The sequence below is a fragment of the Ferruginibacter sp. HRS2-29 genome, assembly GCF_024343615.1.
GTDB lineage: Bacteria > Bacteroidota > Bacteroidia > Chitinophagales > Chitinophagaceae > Ferruginibacter.
Genome location: NZ_RJUB01000123.1, coordinates 90,500 through 115,729 on the forward strand (window position 1 = coordinate 90,500; position 25,230 = coordinate 115,729).

The window sequence follows — 25,230 nt, forward strand, 5'->3', positions numbered from 1 at the left end:
TTATTTTTTCTTTTCTGAAACTATATATTTCTCGAGAGCGCTTACCATACTCGGACTTTGGGGCATCGGTGCTTTGATGTCGAGAATGAGACCTGCATCTTCGGCTGCTTTAAATGTGTTTATCCCGAAAGCACCGATCCTTGTACCGTTTTGTTTGAAAGAAGGGAAATTTTCCATCAGGCTTTTTACTCCACCCGGAGTAAAAAAGCAGATAACGTCATAATTCCTCCCGATGACTTCCTTGATATCGTTGCTGACGATCTTGTACAAAACGGGAGTAGCGTAACCACAGTTATGACCGCGAAGCCAGTTGGTAATCTCACTATCGAAAGCTTCTGAGCAAGGGTAAAGGAATTTTTCGTTGTCCTTATGTTTATTGATCACGTCAAACAGGCTCTTGTTGGTACCATCGGCGCCATAGAAAACCTTGCGTTTGCGGTATAGGATGAATTTCTGGAGATAAAGCGCTACAGCTTCGGTTATGCAGAAGTATTTCGTATCCTGGGATACGGTCACTTTCATTTCATCACATATGCGAAAGAAATGATCGATTGCATTCCTGCTGGTGAAGATGACTGCTGTAAAAGCAGCTATGTCAATCTTTTGCTTGCGAAAATCTTTGGCTGGAATACCCTCCACGACTATGAAAGGGAAGAAGTCCAACGTAAGATTATATTTCTTAGCAAGATCGAAATAGGGCGATTTCAGACCTTCGGGCTTAGGTTGGGCAATAAGTACTTTTTTAACTTTTTTGGCTGATACACCAGCCTCTTTTACAGCGTTTTTTATCATACTCACATCCAAATGGTAATACGAAATTACCAATTTTTATTCAAAAAAAGCACCGCGGCCTTATAAATGATAAAAAGCGGCAATATCTCTACAGAGAATATATAGAGAAAAAAGTGAAACCTACTCACTTTTATCCTCGCTTCCAGCAAGCCATACGACCGGTAAAAACGCATAAGCAACAATACCCCTACCAGGATTGCCGATATCATCACGAACACAGAAGCTACCTGCATTTCGGAAAAAGCCAGTACGATCACTACCGGTAAAAGGCATATACCGATGATCTTATTGATGAGAAAAATTATAAAGGTATAAATATCCGCCTCCTGCTTGTAACCGGTGATCCAGCCTGTAAATTTCAATGTGATATATTTCACAAAATACACCGCCCCGAAAAGTAATACGCAAAGTCCCATCAGTTTCCAGTCTGTGGAAGAAGGGATCAAGCCATAAAAACGAATCAGGAAATACAAATAAAGTCCTCCACACAATACGAACAGCAAATTAAATATCAATGAAGGCAACTGATCCTGTACCAGCTGATCCGTGAGTTGGCTCTGCCGCAAAGAAGAGTTGAAGAATACTCTGAAAAGATTAGCAAAATATCTTGAATAAGCTGCCTTTACGATCCCAAACAGCAAGGTGATCCCCAGCAACAAATAAAAATAGCCGTCCTCACCCATTACTTTTCTCGGCCGTATAGCCATGGTTACCGGCTGTGCTTTACTGTTCAGGTAAATATTTTCTTCTGTCAATGATTTCTGAACAGATACCGGAATCTTTTCAACTACCGGCAGTGATGTGTCTTTACGCACAGCAGCTGTATCTACCACCTGGGCACCTGCGCTCAGTTGCAAAAGCAGGAACAATAAAAATAAGAGGGTGGTTAATTTCAATCTGATGGTCATTTGTGGCACAAAAATAATTGAATTAAATACTGCTTTAAAAGTAATTTATATACCCGAAATGTATTTTTGAAGATTCCCTCAGGTTAAACTTCACATCATTTCTCTTCCCCACAGCAAGACTTAAATTAAGCAAGCCTGCTTTTGTCTCAAATAATATCCCCAAGCCCCCACCGGTGAACTTGTTGTTGAGAGCAACATCCTGGTATTTGTTGTTCACCCATCCCACATCCACAAAAGTGAAAAGGTACGAGTTGAGCCCAATGAGGTACCGGTATTCTGCCGTGGCTACTGCATATTGAGTGGCATATATGCTTTCCTCGTCGAACCCCCTCAGCAGTTTATACCCGCCAATCTGAAAAAGTTCATTCCTGAATATTGACGGGCTGGTGTAATAGCCTGAATTCACTCCGAGTTTGAAAGTTCCTGCTTTGCCTATCGGGAAATAATGCGCTGCCGCTAATTTTACACGAAGCTGGTAACTTTTCAATTTGATAGAATCATACAGGCTTTCATAGTTGAAGGAAGGGTCTTTCAGGCTGGTGATGGTATTGTTTTTTTTAATGTTTTTGATACCTACTACCGAAACCAGGTTCACTTCATTTCCTTTCCGGGGATTGAACCTGTAATTCGTTCCCTGCCACTCATAATTGAACCCTACGTTTACCGCACTCACATCGATATTCAGCGGCAATGTTTTTTGAACCTTTATCACATTCGTATCTATGGCGCCCTCCAGCAGGCTGGCATTCTGCAACTGCACGAACAACTTCCCCGTCTGATTATTTGCCAGGCTAAACTGTACCCCTGCCTGTGCATTGACCTGTATGAAACTGGAATCTTTTTTAAAAAGATCAAACAGGAAATTGAATCCAAAAGGGGAATTGAAAATATATGGCTGATCAAAGCCTAAGTTCAATCTTGGTGATTTCGGCTGCAACTGCTGCCATTTCAATAAGAAATTTTCGCCCGTTCCCAACAGGTTTTTCAGATCCAGGTTCACATCACCAGTTACCTGCAGTTTTTTAGAATCATTTCCCGATGGCAGGAAACCGACCAGGAAATTGACCTGGCTGCTGCGTTTTGGCTGTACATATAAATTCAGTACTGCCCCACTCCCCAGCATAGTGAGATCCGATGACTGAACCGGTGTCAGATAGGGCAGCTCCAGCATTTTTTTATCCACCTGCCCCAACCGTTCTTTGGAATAGATGCTGCCATTAGGGATCGAAAGGTAACGCTGCAGAAACCGTTTATTGATCTTTATGTTGCCAAATACCCTGATGCTATCGATGTGATACAATACTCCTTTCTCCGTTTTGAGCGCCGCAGTTATCTTATCGTCTTCCACCCGGATACTATCCAGATAAACTTTCGCGAAAGGGTGACCGTTCTTTTCATAATAGCCCAAAATGCGTTGCTGCAACAATTGCAGCTGTGAAATATTCAAGGGCTTATTGGTGAAATTCTTTTCTATATAACCACCTGCTTCCAATGCCGCCGGCTCTACATTATTTACCTGTAATTGCACCAGGTTATATTTCGTTCCTGGGTAAAGATCAACATGCAATTCGTTATTCACCTCCCAGATGCTGTCTGCAGAAGCAACCGGATAACCCTTTGAAGCCAGCAATGCGGGAAGTTTTACGATATAACCATACGCTTCGGCACTATTTGAAAAACTTTGCTGTAGTCCAAGTTGCTCCACGTTAAACGAACTATCTTTGCCCACCAGATGATAATGCATGGGGAACCCTTTGTTTGGAGCATTCGCGTGCTGAGCCACAGCAGGATGCAGCAACAAGCAGGCAAGCACTAACACAGCAGCAGCTTTGGTGGTATACTTGCAGAAAAAGTTCATTCGTTCTGTAAACATTCTAAAACGTAAATCTACAATCTTTGACGGGCATTTATATACATATCCCTTTTTGTAAAAAAGCCTGCACTTATTGCAATTTTCATTTCTCTACTTCCTTGCAAACAAAAGGCACGTTGCTTGAAGCATTGAAGAAAGAAATATCCATAACTGAATTGTATGATTCTACAGGTAATGATGTGGCCACCATATATTTTGGCGGCGGTACACCAAGCCTGCTTTCGGCTGAAGAACTATCGTCGACCCTGGTTCAAATCCACTCAAAATTCCAGGTAAGGGATCATGCTGAAATAACCCTTGAGGCAAATCCCGACGACATCAATCCCGACACGTTGCAAAGCTGGCTGCAACTTGGCATCAACCGGCTCAGCGTGGGTATCCAATCCTTCAATGAAAAAGAACTGGGCTGGATGAACCGGGCTCACAACGCTACCGAATCCCTTCAATGCATTGAAGACATCAAAAGGGCGGGCTTTACCAATTTTTCCGTAGACCTGATTTACGGCTCGCCACTGCAAAGCAATGATGATCTTCATCGGAACCTCGATATCATCTTTTCAAATAATATCCCACACATCAGTTGTTACGCTCTTACTGTAGAGCCCAAAACCGCCCTGAATAAAATGATTGAATTGCACACTTCTCCCCCGGTAGATACCGACAGGCAGGCAGAACAGTTCCAGTTGCTTTTATCCAGGATGCAGCAAGCGGGTTACGAACAATATGAGATCAGCAATTTCGCAAAACCAGGGTTTCGCAGCAGGCACAATAGCAGCTACTGGCAAGGCAAGCCGTATTACGGATTTGGTCCGGCAGCACATTCTTTCGACGGCAACAACACGCGTCGCTGGAATGTTGCCAACAATGCACTCTACATCCAATCCTTATCCAAAGACATACTTCCTTTTGAAGCTGAAACGCTCACCGACACCCAGCGATTGAACGAATACATCATGACTTCACTACGCACTTCTGAAGGGCTGGATCTGAAAAGGGTAAGGGAAGAATTTGGCGAAAAACATTCCTCCCGGATCTCTGTACAAAGCATTGATTTTATCCGGCAGCAGCATATGATCCTGTCGAACGAATGCCTCATTCTTACCAATGAAGGCAAGTTTTTAGCTGACGGGATAGCCAGTGACCTTTTTGCTGACTGATCAGGTCTTATTATCCAGCACTTACCAACCCTTTTCCACTTTCTCCATTTCAATCCGTCCTTCCGTGGAAATGACGATCATATCCCCGTACCAGAAACTCAACTGCCCATTTCCAGGATACTCTTTTTTCAGGGATGTAACGAATCTTTTTAAAGCCTTGGAGGAAAGATTTATTACTACCGGCCCTTTCACCTTATAATAACGATAGGGAATAATGTATGACCTTAAACTATCAAAAGGCTCCGGCGTGATCTTTTTCAATTTTTCCCTCGAAAATCCACTGGCATCAAATAACATAAGATTATTGAAACTGGTATCTTTTGCAAAGTTTTCCTGCACGATCTTATACTTCCCCATACAAGGCGAACACCACAATGCAGTAAAGAATATCCGAACCGGCTTTGAATTATTAAAATGCAGATCCTGTATATCAAGTTCGCGAAATTGCGCTCTCACACCACAGTTGAGCAACATGCAAATAATCAATAAAAAAATTACCCTGGTTTTCATGTAAAGAGTTTAGAATTACGAATAGCAGCAAGATATCTCATTAATTATTCGACAGGAAGTCCCAATCCACCGGATTGATAAATTTAACAACAACGATCTTACCTACCACTTTCAATTCAACTTCCTGCTGCCGCGATCTTTGTGGATGCTTCAATTGCGGACCCGGACTTGGATTCATTGGACAGTCGAATATCCCGCACTTAAATCCTATACCACCCCGGCAATTTTTTTTCTGGCTACCGATAGTGATACATAAACGCCCGCTGAGCTTATCCGAAATTTCAGAGAATTCTTCCATGGAGAAACTTATCTCTGAACTACCGTCTTTATTAATGCTGACTTTCCGGATACCATCCTCCGTTTCTAATTGTCTGGTTGTTTGTGCCGTCACTCCATACGTTGCTATCAGGCATAGCGATGCCATTATGATCTTTTTCATTTTTTTTATTTTAATAATAAAGGATTGTACCAGGCCGCAGACATGCAGCCTGATGTTGAGTTTTTTTTTAATTTTACCAGCTGGTAAAATGAGCCGTACTATCTAGAATCATACAGCTCATTATCCCTACTAACCTTAACAGTTCAAAAGTAGCTCACTTGAAAAGAGTGACATAATTTTAGCGCTAAACAAAGTTTAGTCTGACTGCAATAAAGTTCAGTGTAAAAATTTGGTAGGGAGAAATGAAACTCTTATTGTATCAAATCATTATTTCCTCAATAGCGGCAAAACTTTCCTTCGCAGGTGAATTGTTCCAGAGAATGTTGAAGACGGCATTTGCGATCGGCATATCCGCTCCTATTTTTTTGTTGATGTGTTCCATACATTTGCTGGCAGTGTATCCTTCGGCCACCATGCTCATTTCGAGCTGTGCGGCTTTGACTGAATATCCTTTGCCTATCATGTTTCCAAAAGCCCTGTTGCGGCTATGCAGCGAATAACAGGTTACCAGAAGATCGCCAAGATAAACCGATGCCGCATAATTATTATGCAGCTGATTTTTCGCCGCACTGTGATCGATGTACCCTACTTCCGCATTGATGATCCCGGCTTTGCGAAGGAAACCGGCCATTTCATCGGCACTATTCGCGATGAGCACGCTCAGGAAATTATCGCCGTAATCCAGGCCATGTGCGATACCAGCACCCACTGCATAAATATTTTTAAGTACGGCTGCATATTGCACGCCATAGATATCTTTATTGAGCACAGTGTTGAGATAATCTGTTTTGAAATAAGCGGCGATCTGTTCTGTCAGCACTTCATTCACACCGGTAAAAGTGAGGTAAGATAATTTCTCCGCGGCCACTTCTTCCGCATGACAAGGCCCCAGCACTGCGAAATAATCTTCCAAAGGAATATTGAAAGCATCTTTCAGGTAATCGTTGAGTAAAAGATTATTTTGGGGGATGATGCCTTTGATGGCCGAAACGATCTTTTTCCCGGCGAGTATATTTTTATCGAGTTGATCCAGCGCATCCAATGCATAAGCTGATGGTACGGCAATTACAATGACATCCGAATTTTTGACCACATCATTGGGGCAGGTGGTGAGTGTAAGCTGCTTGATATCAAATTTTGCCGAAGGCAGGTATTGAGGATTGTGGTGGCGGTTGCGGAATTGCTGTATGGCAGTCTCACTGCGGTTCCACCAGTATATCGACTGGCCGTTATCGGTTAAGATCTTTGCCAGGGCTGTACCCCAGCTTCCGCTCCCTAATATACCAAACTTCATCCTAAAAAAATTACGAATTACGAATTACGAATTACGACTGAACGAAACCTAATTCGTAATTCGTAATTCGTAATTGATAACTAATTAAAGTCCTAATTTTTCCACCGCCAACTGCGCCGCAATCTGGCTGGCGTCTTTTTTGTTATATCCTTTCGCCTGGGCTACCAGTTCGCCATCTACTGTGGCGCCGATGGTGAAGAGCCGGCGGCCGTTCTCGAATTTCTCGTCGAGTGTCGCAAATTCAAGGGCTTTGCCATTCTTGTTTGCCCAGCCGTATAACCTGTTCTTGATATTTATTTCGAGCACTTCCAGGTCATCGGTAAAAAGATGCGGAAGGATGATGAATTTCTCCACCCAACCCTGCGTCTTTTTATACCCTTTATCGAGATAAACCGCGCCAATCAGAGCTTCCAGCGTATTGCCGAATATCTGCGAAACTTTAAGTGCGTTATCAAACTTATTGTAGAAAGTGATCTTTTTTAATCCCATTTTCAGTGCGATCTCGTTCAGCTTCTGGCGGTTCACCATCTTGCTCCGCATTTCTGTAAGGAAACCTTCGCCTTTGTAGGGATATTTTCTGAAAAGATAATGTGCGATGATGGAGCTCAATACCGCATCGCCCAAAAACTCCAGCCGCTCATTGTTTTCGTCCGCGCCTTCCCTCACCGAGCGGTGGCTGAGCGCAGTCTTATACAACGTAACATCGCCTGGCGTGAAACCCAGCACATTGTTGAGCTGTTTTTTGAAAGCCTTTTTTTTGGGCTCCGTTTCAAAAATATCTTTAATGAATTGTAGTGTACTGATAACCTAATTTTTTTGAAAATTACACGAATTTTCGCGAATTACACGAATTAGCGGAGATGTATTTTAAAGACATAAATTTAAAGACACGAATTTTAGTTCGAATTAAAAGAATTGAGTCGAATTCTAAACTCTAATCCCTAATCTCTAAACCAAAAGGCGCCACAGGCACGTTCCTAAGGAACATATTTCCTGATGATCACAGAAGCATTGTGTCCGCCGAAGCCGAAAGTATTGCTAAGGGCTGCGTTGACAGTTTTATGCTGTGCTTTATTGAAGGTAAAATTCAGCTTCGGATCCAGTTCAGGGTCATCGGTGAAATGATTGATCGTTGGAGGGATCACGTCTTTTGTAACCGCCATGATACAAGCCAGTGCTTCCAGCGCTCCCGCTGCACCCAGGCAATGGCCTGTCATGCTTTTGGTAGAACTGATGTTAAGGTCGTATGCATGATCGCCGAATACGCTGAGGATCGCTTTTGTTTCGGCAATATCGCCGAGAGGGGTGGAAGTACCATGAACATTGATGTAATCGATGTCTTCAGGTTTCAAACCGGCATCCGCCAGGGCTGCTCCCATTACATTTTTTGCGCCTAATCCTTCCGGATGTGGGGCGGTAATGTGGTAGGCATCGGCAGTTGCGCCGCCGCCGGCTATTTCGCAATAGATCTTGGCGCCACGGGCCAATGCATGTTCGAGGCTTTCGAGCACCAGCACGCCGGCGCCTTCTCCCATTACAAAACCGTCGCGGTCCTTATCGAAAGGCCGGCTGGCTGTTTTAGGATCGTCATTGCGTTCGCTGAGCGCTTTCATGGCGTTGAACCCACCCACCCCTGCGGCACTGATCACCGCTTCGCTGCCACCGGTGATAACGATATCTGCTTTATTAAGGCGGATATTGTCAAATGCATCGATGATGGCATTGGTAGAGGAGGCACAGGCGCTTACAACTGCGAAGTTGGGACCCCTGAAACCATGGCGCATGGATATCTGCCCTGCGGCTATATCCAATATCATTTTGGGAATAAAGAAAGGATTAAAGCGGGGGGTTCCGTCGCCGGAGGCGAAATTGACCACTTCTTCCTGGAAGGTGATCAGCCCACCAATACCGCTGGCGAAAATGACACCGACACGATCGGGGTTGACATTTTCCTTCGTGATACCGGCATCTTTTACTGCCTCATCGCTTGCTACGAGTGCAAACTGGCAGTAACGGTCCATTTTCCTGGCTTCTTTCCTATCGAAATAGTCGGTAGGCTCGAAATTTTTAACCTCACAGGCAAACCTGGTTTTGAATTTGGAGATATCGAATTGCTGAACCAGGTCGCATCCGCTAACGCCATCAGTTAATCCCTGCCAATATTCGTCAACAGTTTTACCCAATGGAGTAAGGGCACCCAATCCGGTAACGACTACTCTTTTTAAAGCCATACAATTTGCCTGTGATAGTTAAATGAGATGATGAATTACTTAGCGTTTTCTTCTAAATAAGAAACAGCCTGGCCAACAGTAGTGATGGTTTCAGCTTGTTCATCAGGAATAGAAATATTAAATTCTTTTTCAAATTCCATAATTAGCTCAACGGTGTCCAGAGAATCGGCACCAAGATCATTAGTGAAAGAAGCTTCCGGAGTAACCTCGGCTTCATCTACACCTAATTTGTCAACAATAATTTTCTTTACCCTTGTTGAAATGTCTGACATGATAGTAAAATTTAGTTTGTACTGGTTGCAAAAATATACTTTTTGATGTAATTACAAAGAAATACTAAAAAGCACCTGGAAATCACTGCGAAATTAATGCCGCTTTGGCACGAATCAGGTAGGAATTTAGGCTGTTTTTTTTACATAAAAAAGGGAAAAACAGGTCTGTGACTACGGAAAATGTTGGATTTTTTTTATATATTGTAATTTCTTCGGCAGCTGACACAATTATTTTAAATTTATTTAAACGATGGGACTAAAACAGATAGATCACGGAAGTAAGGAATATCAGCAGATGGTTCAGTTGAGGAGCCTCATATTGCGACAACCGCTGGGATTGTCGTTCTCACAGGAGGAATTAGACAGGGAGGTGAATGATATTTTGATCGCTGCTTTCGATGAAGAAGTGATGCTGGGGTGCTGTATTTTATCCAAACTCGACCCGCAAACGATGCGGTTGCGGCAGATGGCCGTCAATAATAATCTCCAGGGAAAAGGCATCGGCGCTTCCATCATGTCATTTACAGAAAGCATCGCTTCAGATAAGGGCTATCGCAAAATAATGATGCATGCACGGGATACTGCCATCGGGTTTTATGAAAAATTCGGGTATAAAGTGGTGGGAAACCAGTTTTACGAGGTAAATCTTCCACATTATATCATGGAAAAGCGGATCAGGTGAAGTAAAGACGACAGACCACGGACGACTGACCACGGACGGCTACTTCTTTATTTTGGATTGAAATATCTTCCTTGCTTCGTGCTCTTCGTCGCCATCAAATGCGTCTTTAGGCAGGATGAAAAAAGAACGCGGGTTGAAATAGAGATGAAAAAAATGCGGGCTTTCCGTCCAGCCACTGAAACTTTCCCATTCCCATCCCCTGCTGCTTTGTTCATTTTCCAGGGTAAAACTGGTATTGCTGAGGTATGCTTTGAACCTGTCGCGGAAAGTTTTGTTCTGGCGGTAAACTGTATTAGGTAATATATACCAGAAAAGTATCATCAGGAAAAACCACAGGATCGAACTCACCAAAAACGCAAACGGGCTGATCTCTTTAAAATAGAAAAGTGCCGCCGATCCGATCGCAAACACATTCACCAGTATCATCATGATCTTGATCTCCTTGCGGCTGATAAAATGGTACCGTAATGCCTGTATGACTTTAGCTTTTGTGTAAGTGAAGTAAGATGTGGTCATTATAATGCTGAAATTTTCTGCAAATTAAGCATCTATTTCAATTTGTCGTTCTCTTTATGGCGTTCCGCATCGCGGATCGTTTTCTTTTCCATGTTTTTCTGTAATGCTTCGGTAAGGTTTACGCCGGTCTGGTTGGCCAGGCAGATCAGCACCCAAAGCACATCCGCCATTTCATCGCCAAGGTCTTTACCCTTATCGCTTTCTTTAAATGACTGCTCACCGTATTTGCGCACCATCAACCGGCTGAGTTCGCCCACTTCTTCCATGAGGATACCAAGGTTGGTGAGTTCGGAGAAATACCTGACACCGATGGTGTTGATCCATTGATCGACGGAGGATTGGGCTTGCTGGATAGTCATAATATTTTTTTATTACACGAATTTTTCGAATTTCACGGATTACACCAATTATCTTTTACAAAATTACTCTTTGCCAGGTTAATGAACGCTCTCCAAAATTTATCAGCAAGCCTAACTTCAATCCTGTTACAGCAAGATAACTCAATGTTTGTGCTTTATGAGCATCAATGAGAACTGGAACAGATTTTATTTCTAACACTATCAAATCATTCAAAATAAAATCGGCGACGTAAGGATTTTTTAATTCGACATTTTTGTATTTGACAGCGAACCGTTTTTCCCTTTCATAAATAAATCCGTTTTCCACAAACTCAATTTCCATAGCATCCTTGTAGTTAATCTCTTTTAAACCCATGCCCAAATAACGATGTATTGACATGCAAATGCCTATAATTTTAAAAGACTCTTCGGGATATAAAATACTGGCCATTTCGAAACTACTTAAGTTCCGTAAACGTAGCCATTGAATTGCTTATCAACAAAGGTTAAACAACAACAAACAATGCTTTTTTTCTGAAAAAAATTCGTGTAATCCGTGAAATTCGAAAAATTCGTGTAATAAAAAAATTACTCTTTATTCTTCGAATCTATCACTATCGTCACCGGTCCGTCATTCAGTAACGCCACTTTCATATCAGCACCAAATTCCCCGGTGAAAATTTTCTTCCCGAGATCATTTTCCAGTTGCCCGATAAATTTTTCGTATTTGGGTATCGCCACTTCACCTTTACTCGCTTTCAGATAACTCGGCCTGTTGCCTTTTTTGGTAGAAGCCTGCAGCGTAAACTGGCTGATAAGCAGGATATCGCCGCCATTTTCTTTTACAGAAACATTGGGCACTTTATTTTCATCGTCGAAGATGCGGAGGTTGGCGATCTTGTTGCTGAGCCATGCAATGTCCGTATCGTCATCAGCGTCTTCGATGCCGGCTAATACTAACAGACCATTATTGATGGAAGATTTTACCGCCCCATTGATGGAGACGGAAGCCGATGTTACCCTTTGTATCACTACTTTCATGAAGCAAAAATAGTTCAAAAGTTCAAGAGGTTCAAAAGGTTCAAAAGGTTCAAAAGTTCAAAAGTTCGAAAGTTCAAAATGTTCAATGATTCCTCAACCTTTTGAACTTTTGAACTTTGAACTTTTGAAACCTACCTTAATGCGAGCGTTGGCAATATCGAACGCTGCTTCCCAAACTGTTCGCCGAACAGCCCCGCGATGGTTTGGGCAATTTGTTTCTGATAAAGCTGCCCCGGAGTTTTCACTTCGCCGCGAGGCTCAATATGTTTGCCCAGCAATACCAGCCATGCCTGCGAAGAACCTTTGATGAACGGCCCGTGGGATGTCCACTTATTATGCTGTCCGCGACCATGATCGGTGGTGATCACAAACGTAGTGTTATTTTTATATCCCGGTGTACTCTGGGCCCAGTGCCACAATTCGGCGATAATATGATCCGCTTCATTCGCCTTCTGCAGGTAAGTGGCATAGTCTTTCGCGTGAGCATATTCATCCGTTTCGCCGAGGCCAAGGTATAATATCTTCGGCTTCTTTTTCTGAAGATATTCTTTCGCAGCAATGTAGGTCAGCATGTCCTGGCGGGTGCCCGGTTTTACATCCATATCGTCCTGCACTTTGTTGAACGCAGCCATACACGTAGAATCCGCATGCCCGATATTTTCATAACCGCAATTCATTTCTATACCCGAGCGCTTTTCATTGAGCGCAAACGACAGTACATCCCATGAAGTAAAAATGCCGATCCTGCCTTTGTAAGGCTCCTTGCTTTCCAGAAATTCAAATACGTTGGTATTGGGATTGTATACCTTGTTGTTATTGGCGATCGTGATATCCGTAGTGCCGGTAAACATTTCGTTGTAACCCGGATAAGACACCGCATAAATATTGGCCACATTCACGTTGTTATCAAATTCCCTATTGCCATATAGCTGCCCTTTTTTTGCCACGACATTCCACATGAAGGGCATCAGTTTTTTACGCCTGGCTGTGGCGTCATCCGCCCAATACATCATATTGGCCATGGCTGTATCGGAAGTAAATTTTTCATCGTTGATGATGGATCCTTCGGCACCGTCGAAGAGTTCCTGCCAGCGCAGGCCATCGATAGTGATGATGAAGACATTGCCGCTGGTGTCCGCCGGATGATCTGCCCTGAATTCTGTGCCACCGGCTTCGGGGAGTTGTGAAATACCTAACAAAAGGAAAAGGCTTAATAGTCGTTTCATTAATAGAGGTTTTGCAAAACTCCCTCTGTTGCATGAACTCGACGTTAGGACATCGTTAATGAAATATTAAGGAATTATCTTTTTAATGTTAAGAAGAAAAAGGAAAGATAAACTCTTGAAAAATATAGAAGGTCATACGAATTATAAAAAGCCCGATAGTCAGGATAACAAGGCATTGCCTCCGGATACGGGATCTTGTTTTTTGCAATTTCACCGACTACGATATCGGCCTATAATTTATCTTCTGTCATAAAACAACCTTATTTTTCCTGTTTTCCACTACCCGTGCATAAATATTTTCATCCAAAGCATTTTCACTTTTTGCAATCACCACAGTCGCCACAGTATTCCCGATAAAATTCACGATCGCCCTTCCTTCACTCATAAACCTATCCACACCAATCAGCAATGCAAGCCCTTCCAGCGGTATTACTTTTAATGCAGTCAGCGTGGAGGCCAGCACGATGAACCCGCTGCCTGTAACGCCTGCAGCGCCTTTGCTGGTGATGAGCAAAATTCCGATGATGGTAAGTTGCTGCCCGATGGTGAGATCAATATTAAACACCTGGGCCAGGAAAATAATGCTCATGCTTAAATAAATTGTTGTGCCGTCGAGGTTAAAACTGTAACCCGTTGGGATCACCAGCCCTACCACTTCTTTTTCGCAACCTGCTTCTTCCAGTTTTTTCATCACCGAAGGCAAAGCCGCTTCACTGCTGCTGCTGCCGAGTACGATCAGGATCTCTTCTTTAATATACCCTAGAAGTTTCCAAAGACTGAAACGATATTTCCAGGCTATCAGGTTAAGGACCACAAATACAAATAACAATCCTGTACCATAAAAAGTAAGCAACAATTTTCCTAATAAATGCAGGCTTCCGAAACCGAACTTCCCAATCGTATACGCCATCCCGCCAAAAGCGCCGATGGGACTCAAGCGCATCACGATCTTCATGATGTTGAACAACACCTGGTTGATCTTTTCAAAAGTGATGATGAGAGAAGTACCATTGGGGCCCATCCATTTGAGCCCGATGGCAAATAAAATGCTGAAAAAAAGTATCTGTAAAATATCCCCTTTAGCAAATGAATCGATGATGTTGGAAGGCACGATATGTGAAAAGAATTCGCCCCAATTGAGCTCACCGGCTTTACTGCTGTATTCGGCTACTTTGGTTGCATCCAGCGATTCGTGCTGTATCCCCACACCCGGCTTAATAATATTGGCCATCAGCAACCCTATTACCAATGCAACCGTAGTTACGATCTCGAAATAAAGAATGGCTTTTCCCCCAATGCGGCCGGCTTTCCTGAGGTCGCCCGCGCCGGCAATCCCCAGCACGATGGTGAAGAAGATGATCGGCGCTATCACCATCCGTATCATATTGATGAATGTCTCGCTGATCAGCTTCGCCGCAGGCGCAAAAGCCGGAAAGTAATATCCTGCGGCTACACCGGCTGCAATGCCGATCAATACCTGTATGTAGAGTATTTTGAGATACTTCATAGAACGTTCAACAGTTTAAAAGGTTCAAGAGTTCAAAAGGTTCAAGAGTTCAAAGTTCAAAACGTTCAGAAAGATCATACCGTTTGAATAACGTTTTGAACCTTTTGAACTCTTGAACTTTTGAACTTTTGCTGAATTTAATTCTTTTTGATAAAATCTCTCAAATAACTGCAACTGGTAAGCGCTTCCTGATAGAATTTTGTGTTGCCGTATTCTTTTATAAACTGCGGAAAATATTTGTTATTCCTGAAATTATCGTAGTATTTTTTCGCGGCGGCATCATAATCATCATACTTGTCATAGCCGAAATCGCTGTACTGTGGCTGACGTAAAACTTTCTGATCACATTTTGCCATCATGAAAAGGCATTTCGCTTTAAACTCTGCATTGTTGCTTTCCTGCATCGCCCTTTTAAAATATCCGTGTGCCGTAAAACATCCGTAATATTCCTTCTGGAAACCGGTAGCGCCTTCCGGAATAAAATATCCGTCGCTGCCGCTGCGGTAATATTGCACCAGCTGCCACGCATGGCCATAATAGGTGGTATTATATAAACCCAATGCCATCTTGTAAAGATATTTAGCAGCATTAACTTTATCAGTTTCAGCAAGTTTTTTCAATCGCAGCATTTCCTGCGCAAAAGCAAGTTTGGTCGTTTTTTTTGTTTCAAAAGAAAACCGCTCTTCCCTGTCGTAAAGCAATTCGATGAACGGGTCTGTATCGATCTCATATTTTTTTGCCGTGGCCGACTTATTGAACCATTTGATCGCTTCGGCATACTTACGGTCACGTAGAAACGCAGTTCCGGCAAAGTCGGTCACATCGGCCATGCTGAGGGAATTATTGCGCACCAGATAATCTTCAAAAGCAGTTTTGTTTTTTGAGTTCAGCAATGCGTATAATTTTTCAACATCCCCGCTTACAAGGTTATTCCTCAGGTAATCCAATGCATTCTGATTATAACCATATTCTCTTTCGCGGTAGATATTGTCGGCACTGCCTATCGCCAACACTTCCTTCTGCAGATCGCCTTGCGCATGATATCGCTTGGAGATTATTTCACTCATCAGGTTGCGGTAAAATATTTTCCACTGCGATTGTTCGTAATAACCGTTTTTAAAAGGTTTATCCGATAAAGCTTTTTGCTGCAACCATTTCACTGATGGCAATATCTGCGCTTCAAAAGCCGCATCGATTTTCTCCTGTCGGTTGATGGCGACCAGCATATTGGTAAGTGACCATTGATCCTGAACTTTCGGCGTCAGCTTCATCCGCTTTGCATCTTCAAGTACAGACGTAGCGCCGCTGTAATCCCGCATCATGAACGAGAGATACGCCGCCGCCGTTTGAAAAAGCCCATCGTTACTGGTTTTCCCCGATTTTGCTGCGGAAAGGCAAATGTCTTTCAATTTTATCACCCGTCTTTCATTTACTTTCATGGCACTGTCGTTGGCCGGGCTACTCCAGGTGTAATAGAATTCTTTGCCGCCTTTCTGTTCGTTGAGCAGTGGTGTCAGGTATACTTCTTCCAGTTTGTTCACTTCCCGTGTCACCAGTACTTCAAGCATATTCAGCCCCGGCTGGAGATCATATATTTCTTTAATAGCCGCGTTCTGATCGCCGGTGTTGCCCATGGCAAATAACGACAGCATTGCCGCTTTCTCCGAATTATTCTTACACAGTTTCGTGTATTCCTTCACGTTATCCCTGCTATCTACGCTCCAGAAAAAGCTGAGGTAATTGGATATTCTTTTTACATCATTCTCCGAAAAAGCCTTGCTGAACAGATAAGCCGCTTCTTTCTGTTTTCCGGTTCGGTATAAAGCGCCGGCTTTCAATGCCAGGCACATCGGCTGAAGCACACTCTCCGTTTTGTTTTGCGGAATATAGGCATCATAAAACCGGATGGCTTCTTCGTATCTCCCGCTGTAGTGCGCCAGCCTGATAAGCTGGTAGGCATATTTGAGTTTGAACAGTTCCTGTTTTGCCGCAGCATATAGCTGCAACCCACCTTTTATCTGCTTTGCCATGATCACACTATCCCGTTTCATCGGCTCCCATTGGTTGAACTCCCCGGTAACGTTTGGTTGTACCTGCTTCGCAAAAAGGATATACCCCAACGCTTCCAGGTCTTTCTTTTCCTGGAAAAATTTTGTCATGCTGTTGCGCTTCACGCTATCGGGGATTTTCAAAGGCTGCGCTTTTTCGAGGTGGTAATAAAGATTATTGACGTCTTTGTAGCCATATTCCGTCACGAATTGCCTGGCATCTTTTTCATTCGCAACGGCGCCGGTGTAAGCCGACCACTCTTTTGCCAGCACATCAGTTGATTGTACCGGGTCATTTTCGTCGTATAAAAAATTATAGCCGGTATAATAAAACGGTTGAAACGTATTGCTGCCGGATATATGCTGGTAAAAAAATGAAGTATAATAATCGTATGGATCGATTTCGGGACCGCAGCCGATGATATTTTGCGGAAAGAAAATAATGGATGAGCTAACGAAGGCTGTTGTAAATATTTTCCAGTTCATACGAAGTGTATTTACTTAAAGTTAAAGAATCGAGGTGATAGAGAGAAACGTTGATGGCACCGGCTTTCAAACGGCCGGCCAGCATTTTCCCACTGGCCAGCACTACTTCGTACCCGCTAGTTTCGTTGCGGAGCACATCCTCTTTTTTAAATGAATACCCGTCCAGTGTTGTGTCGGCCAATACCCTGTACCGGTTCCCGCTTTTTGCGAAAGCGGCAGAATTCAGCTGCCGGGCATCAAAGTTTTGTATAAGCCCTGCAAATTGTCCTTTGCGCAACAATACATTCCATTCAAATACCGGTAACCCCACGTCCAGCGGCAATGGATACCTGTCAAGCTTGCCGATGTACTTTTCCAGCTCTGCTTTTTCTATAATGGAATTATCTGTCTTGATATTTTTCAGGTTGCCCATATTATAACACATCAGCAGTCCTTTATTTACCGGTGGAACTCCTGTCTTCTCCAGGTATTTCACCTGGTGCAGGCGTATGGTAGCCGATACGGTGAGTGCAGGGTTCAACTCACGGATGGCCGAAAGCAAGGCGAAATAGTTGTTTTTGGAAACAGATGTCCAGTCGCAATCTATCTGTATCTCCTCGATACCATGCAGATTATTTGCTGCCGCGATAGCATTCACCAGCCCGGAAATTTTCTGCGCAAAAGACCTCACTTTCAGGCTATCCGCCTGCTGTATGCATTCATTGGTGATAAAAACGGCAGGTATGATTTTTTTGTGCTGAAGAAATACCGTGTCAACTATCCTCACCTGTGCTACCGGCACTTCCGCCCGGGTCCTGGCATCCCATTCCACATCAAAAAATTTGAGATAGATCGTGTTAATGTCAAGATCCTGTATCGATTTCTTTTCCTGTGCGGATAATTTAAAAACGGATTTCCAGAAATAAACCGAGCGGTGGATGGTGCGTGGCGGATGCGTGGAAGTTTCCCGGCAGGAGACGATGGCTGCCAATAGCAGCAACATTATTATCTTTAAGCCGATATTTTTTTGCTGCATCATGGATGTAAATTAAAATAAAAACCCCGGAGGTTTTGTAAAACCTCCGGGGTTTGATCCGATTGCTTTCGGTAAATTTGTAACAAATCTCTTAACACAGCATCAAACCTCAAAATACTATCATCAATATGAATCTACTGGAAGTAAAAAATGTACAAAAATATTTTGCTACCCAAAAAGCGGTAGACGATATCAGCTTCACGATCGAAAAGGGCAGCATCTTTGGGTTGCTCGGGCCAAACGGTGCCGGCAAGACGACGCTGCTGAGGATGATCACCGGGATCTTTTACCAGGATAGCGGCGATATCACTTTCCAGGGCAAACCCTTCAGGGCACTGGAAGATGCCGCCAACATTGGCTACATGCCTGAAGAAAGGGGATTGTATAAAAAAATGAAGATAGGCGAGCAGGCCATTTACCTGGCAAGACTCAAAGGATTGAGCAAAACCGAAGCCACGGAAAGAGTGAAGGAATGGTTTGCCAGATTTGAAATGCAAAGCTGGTGGAACAAAAAAGTAGAAGACCTCAGCAAGGGTATGAGCCAGAAGCTCCAGTTTGTAACCACCGTGCTGCACAAGCCTTCCCTGATCATACTGGATGAGCCTTTCAGCGGACTGGATCCCGTAAATGCAAACCTGATAAAAGACGAGATATTCAAGCTGGCGAAGAATGGCAGCACGATCATTTTCAGCACACACCGTATGGAACAGGTGGAAGAGATCTGCGACCATATCATCCTGCTCAACAAAGGAAAGAAGATACTGGATGGCACGATCAGGAGTGTAAAACAAGAGTTTAAGGATAATGTATACCAGGTAGGCGTATCAACACGCCCCGAAGATCTCGCTACTTACCTTTTTGATGTGGTAGAGCATCAGCCCGATCAGCTGCTTATCAAACTGGCACACGATTCTACACCCAACGATGTGTTGAGTTACTTCATCGGCAAGAACATCCCGATCACTTCGTTCAATGAAGTGATGCCTTCGCTGAACGATATTTTCATCAAGCTGGTGGAAGGCACACAGGCGGCAAGACAATTTCAAAAGATCTGATAACTTTTTAAAGTATTATAATGAACAAGATTGGATTAATAATCGGCAGAGAATATTTTACCCGGGTAAAGAAAAAATCATTTTTATTGACTACCATATTGGTTCCCCTGGTGATATTGGGTTTTTATGTCGCTATTATCGCGATAGCAGTAAAAGGCGGTTCTGACAAACAGCTGATCGGCATCGTAGATGAAGGCGGGATCTTTTCCGATAGCAGCATCGTGGTACCGGGCAGCACTACTTCTTTCAAGTTGATAAAAAATGAAACGGAAAACAGTTTTATCCCTAAATACAAATCAGCAGGGTACAGCGCTTTCATATACGTACCAAAGATCGCCCTCGATGCGCCCTCCGGGATCGTGCTGCACAGTACAGCATCGGCCAGTATGAGCACTTTAAAAACGGTAAGGATGCTTGTAAACGGGGCGGTGCAAAACAAGCGACTGGTAGCCGGCGGCATAGATCCGGTAAAATTCAGGGCTATTTCAGCGCAGGTGAATGTGGAGAATACCATCGACACAAACGATGGCAGCAAAAAAGGTAATACCGGCGTGGCTTACGGGTTCTCACTGGCCTGCGGAATGCTGATCTACCTGATGATGATCATTTACGGTACACAGGTGATGCGTGGTGTTACTGAAGAAAAAACAAACAGGATCGCGGAAGTGGTGATCAGCTCTGTAAAACCATTTGAACTGATGATGGGTAAGATCATAGGCATCGGCGCCGTAGGACTTACACAATTCGCCATCTGGATATTACTGGCCACGGCAGGCACGCAGCTTGTGCCTTTACTGATACCTGCAGCAGCCGGACAGGGCTCCATGTTAACAACATTTTTCCAGGGATTGGCTTCCTTGCCATTATTAAAATCAGGCTTTTATTTCCTCTTTTATTTCCTTGGCGGATATCTTACTTATGCCTCTTTATTTGCAGCCGTAGGCAGCGTGGTAAGCGAAGACCAGCAGGAAGCGCAGCAGCTTATGTTCCCGATACTCATGCCGATCATCCTTGGCTTTGTGATCATGATGCAGGCCATCAATGAACCCAACAGCAGCCTGGCAGTCTTCGGCAGTCTTTTCCCACTCACCTCACCGATCGTGATGATGGGCAGGATCACTTCCGAAATACCTTTATGGCAGGTGGCTGCTTCTATGCTGCTGCTGGTAGGATGTTTCCTCTTCCTCACCTGGATAACAGGCAAGATATACCGCACCGGGATATTGATGTACGGTAAGAAACCAAGCTGGAAAGAAATGTTGAAATGGGCTTTTAGAAAATCATAAATTCTATGCTGTAGTGGCAGTAGTGGATGTAGCATCCGCTGCTGCCGTTGCAGTTTTTTCGTCCCCGAATACAGCATTGTTGATCTCATCGTTGATATATTTATAAACGATATCACTGATGAGAACGATGGCACCCAAAAAGCAGCCTAATGCAAAACCAAGCACTGCATAAACCATTGCCGAAGTCCTTTTTTCTTCAAATGGCGGATCGGGTTTATCCAGCGTTTCGATGATCGGTGTTACTTTCTGCCAGCGCCATAAAGCTTCTTCACGATTATTGGCAGCCGCATCGCGTTGATGCACCACACGACTTTTATCGTTGATGAGATTTTCTTTCGGGATGACGTATTCTATCTTTTCCGCCGGAACAAATAAAGTGGTATTGGCCATGTGAATGGCTTTTTTGTCATACGTATCCAGTACTTCGTTCAGAGAATCCATTTTACGCACGGTAAAATCATAATCAAAACGGGCCTTTTTTACTTTAAGGTCCTTATAGAATTGTGATATCTTATCGATCAACACATAGCTGATAGGTGATATGATATTCTTATCCGTACTGCTGAAAGTAAGTTCCAGAATTCCGTTCTTATTGATCTTTGCCGTCATGCCCAACTTGATGATCTCGCCACCAATGGCTCTCATGGCGGTATCGCTCCTGGGATTTTTAAATGTCTTGCCAAAGAATGATGTTGAATTATTCTCATTGTCCATCAACAGCTCCGCGATGCGTTTGTTGCCCAGTTCAGGCACTCTTTCCATCGCCACGGCTTCACGGGTGGTACGGCTTGTTGCCAGCTCCACGATGTTGATGGAAGCTTCCTGGCTGAAACTTTTTGGCGCATCGGAAATACCGGTAAGCGTACTGATAAGACTGCTGGTTGCAGAGTTTTCGTTGGAAGCAGTAAGGGGAAAAACAGATGCTTTTGCCGTGTAGACCACAGGGATTCGCTTGGCATATATATACAACGCACCACCCAGCAATATTCCTGCTACCAATATCAGCAACTTGAGCTTTCCGAGCCTTCTGACTATTTTTCGTGTAAGTTCTATTGTCGTCACCGGTTACAAGATTTAATTGATGCTTCTTAAAAGGATAGCTGTTAATACTACCGGTATTGCAGCTACCAGTACAGATTTGGTAAGGTCGCCAACTTCCTGGCCTTTAGGCCGTACAGGTACGATGATGACTGAACCTTCTTCCACCTTCGGGTAGAAGTTGAAGAAAAGGAAACTTCTCGTACGCCTGCTCCTTCCGTTTGCATAGGTTACAAAAACCCTTTTGCGCCATGGTCTTACACCAAAACCACCAGCCTTGTCTATATAATAAAGAAGGTTGGTATGTTCCTTATCAAACGTAATTTTCAATGGTGCCTGTACACTTCCTTCCACTGTTACGAAAGGATTGATCTCCGGAACGAATACCACATCTTTTTCCTGGAGGATGATATCGTATTTTGAATTGCGGTATTTCAGCGCTTTGTACAGATCGATGCTCACCGGCTCATCTATTGATTTGGCTTTTGCGATCAGCAAACTATCCACCCCTTTGCCCAGGCCGTTTGTATCGATCCGTGGCCTTTCCACAATGTTCTCCCTCAACAGGTCGGTCTTTGGCCTCATCAACACAGCGCCGCTAAGATTGGCATTGTCTTTAAGCCCGCCTGCCCTGTCGATGAAAGAAGAAAGCCGTTCATATTTACTCAGGCGTGGGTATAAACCCGGGTATTTCACCAACCCACTCAGCGTGATATTTTGTTGCAGTTCGAAAGACGGGTTCTTGCGCACAAATATCTGGTCATAAGGCTTCAGCTTTATCAATGCTGATGCTGAGTCCAGTTGCAGATCCGATGGGATCGCATAAGATTTTACAATCGTACGTGTAGGCTTGATGGCTTTTTTTGCAGAATCGATATCAACGATACTGGATATTTCCAGGCGGCCGTATTCTGCAGATTGTTTGATCCCCCCCGACAAATAGATCAGATCCTGCAAGGTCATGCCTCCGTATTTTTTTACTTTGCCTTCTTTGCGTACTTCACCAAAAATTTCAACGAATTGCTGCTCGCCAAAATCGCTTTGCGAAAACAATTGAATGACATCGTTTGCCTGCAGCAATACATTACTGCCGTTATTTACATTATCATCGTCAATACCTGTAAGATCTATTTCCAGCCTGTCGGATTGCAGGTTGGTAGAATCGCCCGCCCCGCGGAAAATATATGCTCTTGGCAGATAGGTATTACGTGTAACGCCACCAGCCCTATTGATCACATCGAATAAACGATCGCCTTTCCGCAATTCATAAACGGCCGGATAAGTGATCTCGCCGCGTACCTCCACCTTATTGGAAATACCGGCTTTGATAAGATCCACTTTCACGATATCACCATCCTGCAGTAAAAAATCTTCTCCTGAAAATTTCAGGATCGCATTGGCGTTCACGTCACGCTGCATCTGCTGTTCATTCTCTGTGCGGATAACTTTGAGATTGGAGGCCAACGCGTCTGCGTTGAAACCGCCGGAATATTTCAGCAATGCCTTTACCCCTTCATCACTTTTCAACTGGTAATACATCGGCCTTTTGAACTGTCCGGTTGCCAATACTTTCTTTTCTACAAAACTTACGATGACAAAATCGTTGTTCTGCAGGTAGATATGTTTACCAAAATCGCCACTGGTAAGATATTTATATACATCCAGCGTTTCGATCGTTACACCGGCTCTTTTGATCTGTATGTTGCGGAGGTTCCCGAACTGCGATACGCCTCCCGCTTTTGAAATAACATTGAACGCGTTGCTGAAGGCAGAAACCGTCTGGATGCCAGGCTGGTTTACTTCTCCCACCACGTTCACATTGATGGAACGCGGCTGGCCGATGGAAATGGAAATATTCGTCCCCACAGGCACCACGCTTTTGAACCTGGAGTACACGATGGCACGTGCATTTTCAAAGGTCATGCCCGCCACATTTATTTTCCCTAATCCCTGCGGGAAAATAGCGCCATCCCTTGCCACTACATAACTTTCCTGGAATTCCGCAGCGCCCCAGAGCGCCACGATGATATGATCGCCCACCCCCAATGGATAATCCAGCGGCGGAGTAGATAATTCAGAAAGATCGGTTACCGCCGCACTGCTGAAGATGTCTTCACCATAGGTTTTATCGGGAGAATAACCGCTTCTTTTGATATTATCCTTGATATTATCCTGCATTACGCTATCCTGATCTACCTTATTGTTGGTAGCCATTTTCGCATTCTTATCCTGGCCGGTCTGCCTGTTTTTATCGCTTAATAAAGTAGACAACTGGGTCTGCGTATAATTTTTGTAATCGGTTGGAAGTTCTCCAGGGTTCTGGATGTTCGGAATTTCTGGTGGTGGCTGGCAAAGCGCCGAAAAGGCTGAAAACATTAAAAGTGCCATGACAAAAAACCGATATAAAAAACTCCTTATTCCAAGTTGCATCTGAGTGGTGGGATTGGTGTTAAATTTTATTATGGGCAAATATAATGTTTTATTTGTGTGTCTGAGGCAGATACAGCCTGTACTCTTCCCAGATCTCCTTTACTATTTCCGCCGCAGGTTTTATTTCGCCGATCAGGGCGCTCACCTGCCCTATTTCCAGTTCGCCTTCTTCCAGGTCGCCGTCAAACATACCCTTTTTGGCCCTTCCTCTTCCGAGCAATTGCTCCAGCTCCGGTATGGCGGCCCCTGATAATTCGGCCTGGCGTACGGCTTCGTAAAATTTATTCTTCAATAAACGCACGGGAGTCAGTTGTTTAAGCGATAAGGCCGTATCGCCTTCTTTGGCCTTGATAACAAGGTGTTTAAAATTATCGTGATTGGAAGCTTCCCTGCTGGCCACAAAGCGGCTCCCGATCGAAACGCCTTCTGCACCAAGTACCATCGCTGCCATCATCTGCCGGCCTGTAGCTATTCCACCTGCGGCAATGACGGGAATCTCCACTGCCTGGCTTACCGCCGGGATCAATACCATCGTGGTCGTTTCTTCCCGGCCATTGTGCCCGCCGGCTTCAAATCCTTCCGCTACCACAGCATCGCAACCCGCATCCTGCGCTTTCAGCGCAAATTTTGAACTGCTCACCACATGCACCACTTTGATACCATGCTGCTGCAGTTGTGCAGTGTATGTTTTTGGGTTGCCGGCACTGCTGAAAACCACCGGCACTTGTTGCTCGATGATCGTTTGGATATGTTCGCCGATATCGGGATATAATAATGGTATGTTGACCCCGAAAGGTTTGCCGGTAGCAGCCTTACATTTGATGATATGTTCTTTGAGCACTTCGGGGTACATGCTCCCGCTGCCGATCACTCCCATTCCGCCAGCATTGCTGACGGCACTCGCCAGCCTCCATCCGCTGGTCCAGATCATTCCGGCCTGGATAATGGGGATTTCAATACCGAACAGATCGGTGATTCTTTTGGTGGAAATTTTCATGGGGCAAATTACGAATTACAAATTACGAATTACGAATTAAGGAGGAGAAGATGGAAGGGGGAAAAGGAGCACAGATTTTAAAGGGATGA

24 protein-coding genes are annotated in these 25,230 nt (G+C 44.0%); 4 read left to right on the top strand and 20 right to left on the bottom strand.

What is annotated here, in order from left to right; translation table 11 throughout:
* Genes EGI32_RS11970 through EGI32_RS11980 form a run of 3 tightly spaced genes read right to left on the bottom strand, consistent with a single transcriptional unit; the run spans position 1 to position 3,558 of the window.
* Complete coding sequence (locus EGI32_RS11970; protein ID WP_255155655.1) at positions 1–792, bottom strand: uroporphyrinogen-III synthase; 792 nt, start codon at positions 790–792, stop codon at positions 1–3.
* A 26-nt stretch (positions 793–818) separates the two neighbouring features.
* Positions 819–1,700 carry a DUF4271 domain-containing protein gene (locus EGI32_RS11975; RefSeq protein WP_255155592.1) on the bottom strand — a complete coding sequence of 294 codons (882 nt, stop codon included), beginning with the start codon at positions 1,698–1,700 and terminating at the stop codon, positions 819–821.
* A gap of 34 nt (positions 1,701–1,734) precedes the next feature.
* Positions 1,735–3,558 carry a BamA/TamA family outer membrane protein gene (locus EGI32_RS11980; RefSeq protein WP_255155593.1) on the bottom strand — a complete coding sequence of 608 codons (1,824 nt, stop codon included), beginning with the start codon at positions 3,556–3,558 and terminating at the stop codon, positions 1,735–1,737.
* Positions 3,559–3,596: 38 nt separating this feature from the next.
* Between EGI32_RS11980 and hemW the strand changes: the two genes are divergently transcribed.
* Positions 3,597–4,730, top strand: a complete 1,134-nt coding sequence (gene hemW, locus EGI32_RS11985; protein WP_255155594.1) for a radical SAM family heme chaperone HemW — start codon at positions 3,597–3,599, stop codon at positions 4,728–4,730.
* A gap of 21 nt (positions 4,731–4,751) precedes the next feature.
* Here the strand turns inward: hemW and EGI32_RS11990 are convergent, their stop codons facing one another.
* The 6 genes from EGI32_RS11990 to EGI32_RS12015 form a co-directional block, all read right to left on the bottom strand.
* Positions 4,752–5,240 carry a hypothetical protein gene (locus EGI32_RS11990; protein ID WP_255155595.1) on the bottom strand — a complete coding sequence of 163 codons (489 nt, stop codon included), beginning with the start codon at positions 5,238–5,240 and terminating at the stop codon, positions 4,752–4,754.
* Positions 5,241–5,280: 40 nt separating this feature from the next.
* The gene (locus EGI32_RS11995; RefSeq protein ID WP_255155596.1) at positions 5,281–5,679 is read right to left on the bottom strand and encodes a hypothetical protein; all 399 of its coding nucleotides are present in this window, start codon (positions 5,677–5,679) and stop codon (positions 5,281–5,283) included.
* 259 nt (positions 5,680–5,938) lie between these two features.
* Positions 5,939–6,973, bottom strand: coding sequence for an NAD(P)H-dependent glycerol-3-phosphate dehydrogenase (locus EGI32_RS12000; RefSeq protein ID WP_255155597.1), 1,035 nt, complete (start codon positions 6,971–6,973; stop codon positions 5,939–5,941).
* Positions 6,974–7,057: 84 nt separating this feature from the next.
* Positions 7,058–7,699 carry a ribonuclease III gene (gene rnc / locus EGI32_RS12005; protein ID WP_255155598.1) on the bottom strand — a complete coding sequence of 214 codons (642 nt, stop codon included), beginning with the start codon at positions 7,697–7,699 and terminating at the stop codon, positions 7,058–7,060.
* Positions 7,700–7,950: 251 nt separating this feature from the next.
* The gene (fabF, locus tag EGI32_RS12010) at positions 7,951–9,204 is read right to left on the bottom strand and encodes a beta-ketoacyl-ACP synthase II (protein WP_255155599.1); all 1,254 of its coding nucleotides are present in this window, start codon (positions 9,202–9,204) and stop codon (positions 7,951–7,953) included.
* Between the two features lie 35 nt (positions 9,205–9,239).
* A complete protein-coding gene (locus tag EGI32_RS12015; RefSeq protein ID WP_255155600.1) occupies positions 9,240–9,476 on the bottom strand; it encodes an acyl carrier protein in 237 nt (78 codons plus the stop codon).
* A gap of 250 nt (positions 9,477–9,726) precedes the next feature.
* On the opposite strand from EGI32_RS12015, the gene EGI32_RS12020 reads away from it, so the two are divergent.
* Positions 9,727–10,158: a GNAT family N-acetyltransferase gene (locus EGI32_RS12020; RefSeq protein WP_255155601.1), complete on the top strand. Its 432-nt coding sequence runs from the start codon at positions 9,727–9,729 to the stop codon at positions 10,156–10,158.
* Between the two features lie 39 nt (positions 10,159–10,197).
* Here EGI32_RS12020 and EGI32_RS12025 read toward each other — a convergent pair whose 3' ends face one another.
* From EGI32_RS12025 to EGI32_RS12060, 8 genes are all read right to left on the bottom strand, one after another.
* Complete coding sequence (locus EGI32_RS12025) at positions 10,198–10,674, bottom strand: YcxB family protein (protein ID WP_255155602.1); 477 nt, start codon at positions 10,672–10,674, stop codon at positions 10,198–10,200.
* Between the two features lie 32 nt (positions 10,675–10,706).
* Positions 10,707–11,033 carry a nucleotide pyrophosphohydrolase gene (locus EGI32_RS12030; RefSeq protein ID WP_255155603.1) on the bottom strand — a complete coding sequence of 109 codons (327 nt, stop codon included), beginning with the start codon at positions 11,031–11,033 and terminating at the stop codon, positions 10,707–10,709.
* 55 nt (positions 11,034–11,088) lie between these two features.
* A complete protein-coding gene (locus tag EGI32_RS12035; RefSeq protein ID WP_255155604.1) occupies positions 11,089–11,463 on the bottom strand; it encodes a GxxExxY protein in 375 nt (124 codons plus the stop codon).
* A 137-nt stretch (positions 11,464–11,600) separates the two neighbouring features.
* Entirely contained in the window at positions 11,601–12,053 is a 453-nt protein-coding gene (gene dtd / locus EGI32_RS12040; protein ID WP_255155605.1) for a D-aminoacyl-tRNA deacylase, read from the bottom strand.
* Positions 12,054–12,184: 131 nt separating this feature from the next.
* A complete protein-coding gene (locus tag EGI32_RS12045; RefSeq protein WP_255155606.1) occupies positions 12,185–13,279 on the bottom strand; it encodes an alkaline phosphatase family protein in 1,095 nt (364 codons plus the stop codon).
* A gap of 247 nt (positions 13,280–13,526) precedes the next feature.
* A complete protein-coding gene (dctA, locus tag EGI32_RS12050; RefSeq protein WP_303626643.1) occupies positions 13,527–14,786 on the bottom strand; it encodes a C4-dicarboxylate transporter DctA in 1,260 nt (419 codons plus the stop codon).
* 137 nt (positions 14,787–14,923) lie between these two features.
* Complete coding sequence (locus EGI32_RS12055) at positions 14,924–17,320, bottom strand: hypothetical protein (RefSeq protein ID WP_255155607.1); 2,397 nt, start codon at positions 17,318–17,320, stop codon at positions 14,924–14,926.
* The gene (locus EGI32_RS12060; protein WP_255155608.1) at positions 17,286–18,338 is read right to left on the bottom strand and encodes a hypothetical protein; all 1,053 of its coding nucleotides are present in this window, start codon (positions 18,336–18,338) and stop codon (positions 17,286–17,288) included. The genes EGI32_RS12055 and EGI32_RS12060 overlap by 35 nt, the downstream gene beginning before the upstream one ends.
* A gap of 125 nt (positions 18,339–18,463) precedes the next feature.
* Here EGI32_RS12060 and EGI32_RS12065 point away from each other — a divergent pair, with 125 nt between their 5' ends.
* Together EGI32_RS12065 and EGI32_RS12070 are read left to right on the top strand one after the other, a co-directional pair.
* On the top strand, positions 18,464–19,390 hold the full coding sequence (locus EGI32_RS12065) for an ABC transporter ATP-binding protein (RefSeq protein WP_255155609.1): 927 nt from the start codon (positions 18,464–18,466) through the stop codon (positions 19,388–19,390).
* 20 nt (positions 19,391–19,410) lie between these two features.
* Positions 19,411–20,676, top strand: a complete 1,266-nt coding sequence (locus EGI32_RS12070; RefSeq protein WP_255155610.1) for an ABC transporter permease — start codon at positions 19,411–19,413, stop codon at positions 20,674–20,676.
* Positions 20,677–20,679: 3 nt separating this feature from the next.
* On the opposite strand, the gene EGI32_RS12075 is transcribed toward EGI32_RS12070, so the two are convergent.
* From EGI32_RS12075 to EGI32_RS12085, 3 genes are all read right to left on the bottom strand, one after another.
* On the bottom strand, positions 20,680–21,738 hold the full coding sequence (locus EGI32_RS12075; RefSeq protein ID WP_255155611.1) for a hypothetical protein: 1,059 nt from the start codon (positions 21,736–21,738) through the stop codon (positions 20,680–20,682).
* Positions 21,739–21,750: 12 nt separating this feature from the next.
* Positions 21,751–23,985, bottom strand: coding sequence for an SLBB domain-containing protein (locus tag EGI32_RS12080; protein WP_255155612.1), 2,235 nt, complete (start codon positions 23,983–23,985; stop codon positions 21,751–21,753).
* A 208-nt stretch (positions 23,986–24,193) separates the two neighbouring features.
* Positions 24,194–25,141 carry a nitronate monooxygenase family protein gene (locus EGI32_RS12085; protein ID WP_255155613.1) on the bottom strand — a complete coding sequence of 316 codons (948 nt, stop codon included), beginning with the start codon at positions 25,139–25,141 and terminating at the stop codon, positions 24,194–24,196.
* Positions 25,142–25,230: the final 89 nt, after the last annotated feature.

Coding starts and splice junctions, on each gene's coding strand:
- EGI32_RS11970 (WP_255155655.1), bottom strand. CDS start 792: ATGATAAAAAACGCTGTAAAAGAGGCTGGTGTATCAGCCAAAAAAGTT.
- EGI32_RS11975 (WP_255155592.1), bottom strand. CDS start 1,700: ATGACCATCAGATTGAAATTAACCACCCTCTTATTTTTATTGTTCCTG.
- EGI32_RS11980 (WP_255155593.1), bottom strand. CDS start 3,558: ATGAACTTTTTCTGCAAGTATACCACCAAAGCTGCTGCTGTGTTAGTG.
- EGI32_RS11990 (WP_255155595.1), bottom strand. CDS start 5,240: ATGAAAACCAGGGTAATTTTTTTATTGATTATTTGCATGTTGCTCAAC.
- EGI32_RS11995 (WP_255155596.1), bottom strand. CDS start 5,679: ATGAAAAAGATCATAATGGCATCGCTATGCCTGATAGCAACGTATGGA.
- EGI32_RS12000 (WP_255155597.1), bottom strand. CDS start 6,973: ATGAAGTTTGGTATATTAGGGAGCGGAAGCTGGGGTACAGCCCTGGCA.
- fabF (WP_255155599.1), bottom strand. CDS start 9,204: ATGGCTTTAAAAAGAGTAGTCGTTACCGGATTGGGTGCCCTTACTCCA.
- EGI32_RS12015 (WP_255155600.1), bottom strand. CDS start 9,476: ATGTCAGACATTTCAACAAGGGTAAAGAAAATTATTGTTGACAAATTA.
- EGI32_RS12020 (WP_255155601.1), top strand. CDS start 9,727: ATGGGACTAAAACAGATAGATCACGGAAGTAAGGAATATCAGCAGATG.
- EGI32_RS12025 (WP_255155602.1), bottom strand. CDS start 10,674: ATGACCACATCTTACTTCACTTACACAAAAGCTAAAGTCATACAGGCA.
- EGI32_RS12030 (WP_255155603.1), bottom strand. CDS start 11,033: ATGACTATCCAGCAAGCCCAATCCTCCGTCGATCAATGGATCAACACC.
- EGI32_RS12035 (WP_255155604.1), bottom strand. CDS start 11,463: ATGGCCAGTATTTTATATCCCGAAGAGTCTTTTAAAATTATAGGCATT.
- dtd (WP_255155605.1), bottom strand. CDS start 12,053: ATGAAAGTAGTGATACAAAGGGTAACATCGGCTTCCGTCTCCATCAAT.
- EGI32_RS12045 (WP_255155606.1), bottom strand. CDS start 13,279: ATGAAACGACTATTAAGCCTTTTCCTTTTGTTAGGTATTTCACAACTC.
- dctA (WP_303626643.1), bottom strand. CDS start 14,786: ATGAAGTATCTCAAAATACTCTACATACAGGTATTGATCGGCATTGCA.
- EGI32_RS12055 (WP_255155607.1), bottom strand. CDS start 17,320: ATGAACTGGAAAATATTTACAACAGCCTTCGTTAGCTCATCCATTATT.
- EGI32_RS12060 (WP_255155608.1), bottom strand. CDS start 18,338: ATGATGCAGCAAAAAAATATCGGCTTAAAGATAATAATGTTGCTGCTA.
- EGI32_RS12065 (WP_255155609.1), top strand. CDS start 18,464: ATGAATCTACTGGAAGTAAAAAATGTACAAAAATATTTTGCTACCCAA.
- EGI32_RS12070 (WP_255155610.1), top strand. CDS start 19,411: ATGAACAAGATTGGATTAATAATCGGCAGAGAATATTTTACCCGGGTA.
- EGI32_RS12085 (WP_255155613.1), bottom strand. CDS start 25,141: ATGAAAATTTCCACCAAAAGAATCACCGATCTGTTCGGTATTGAAATC.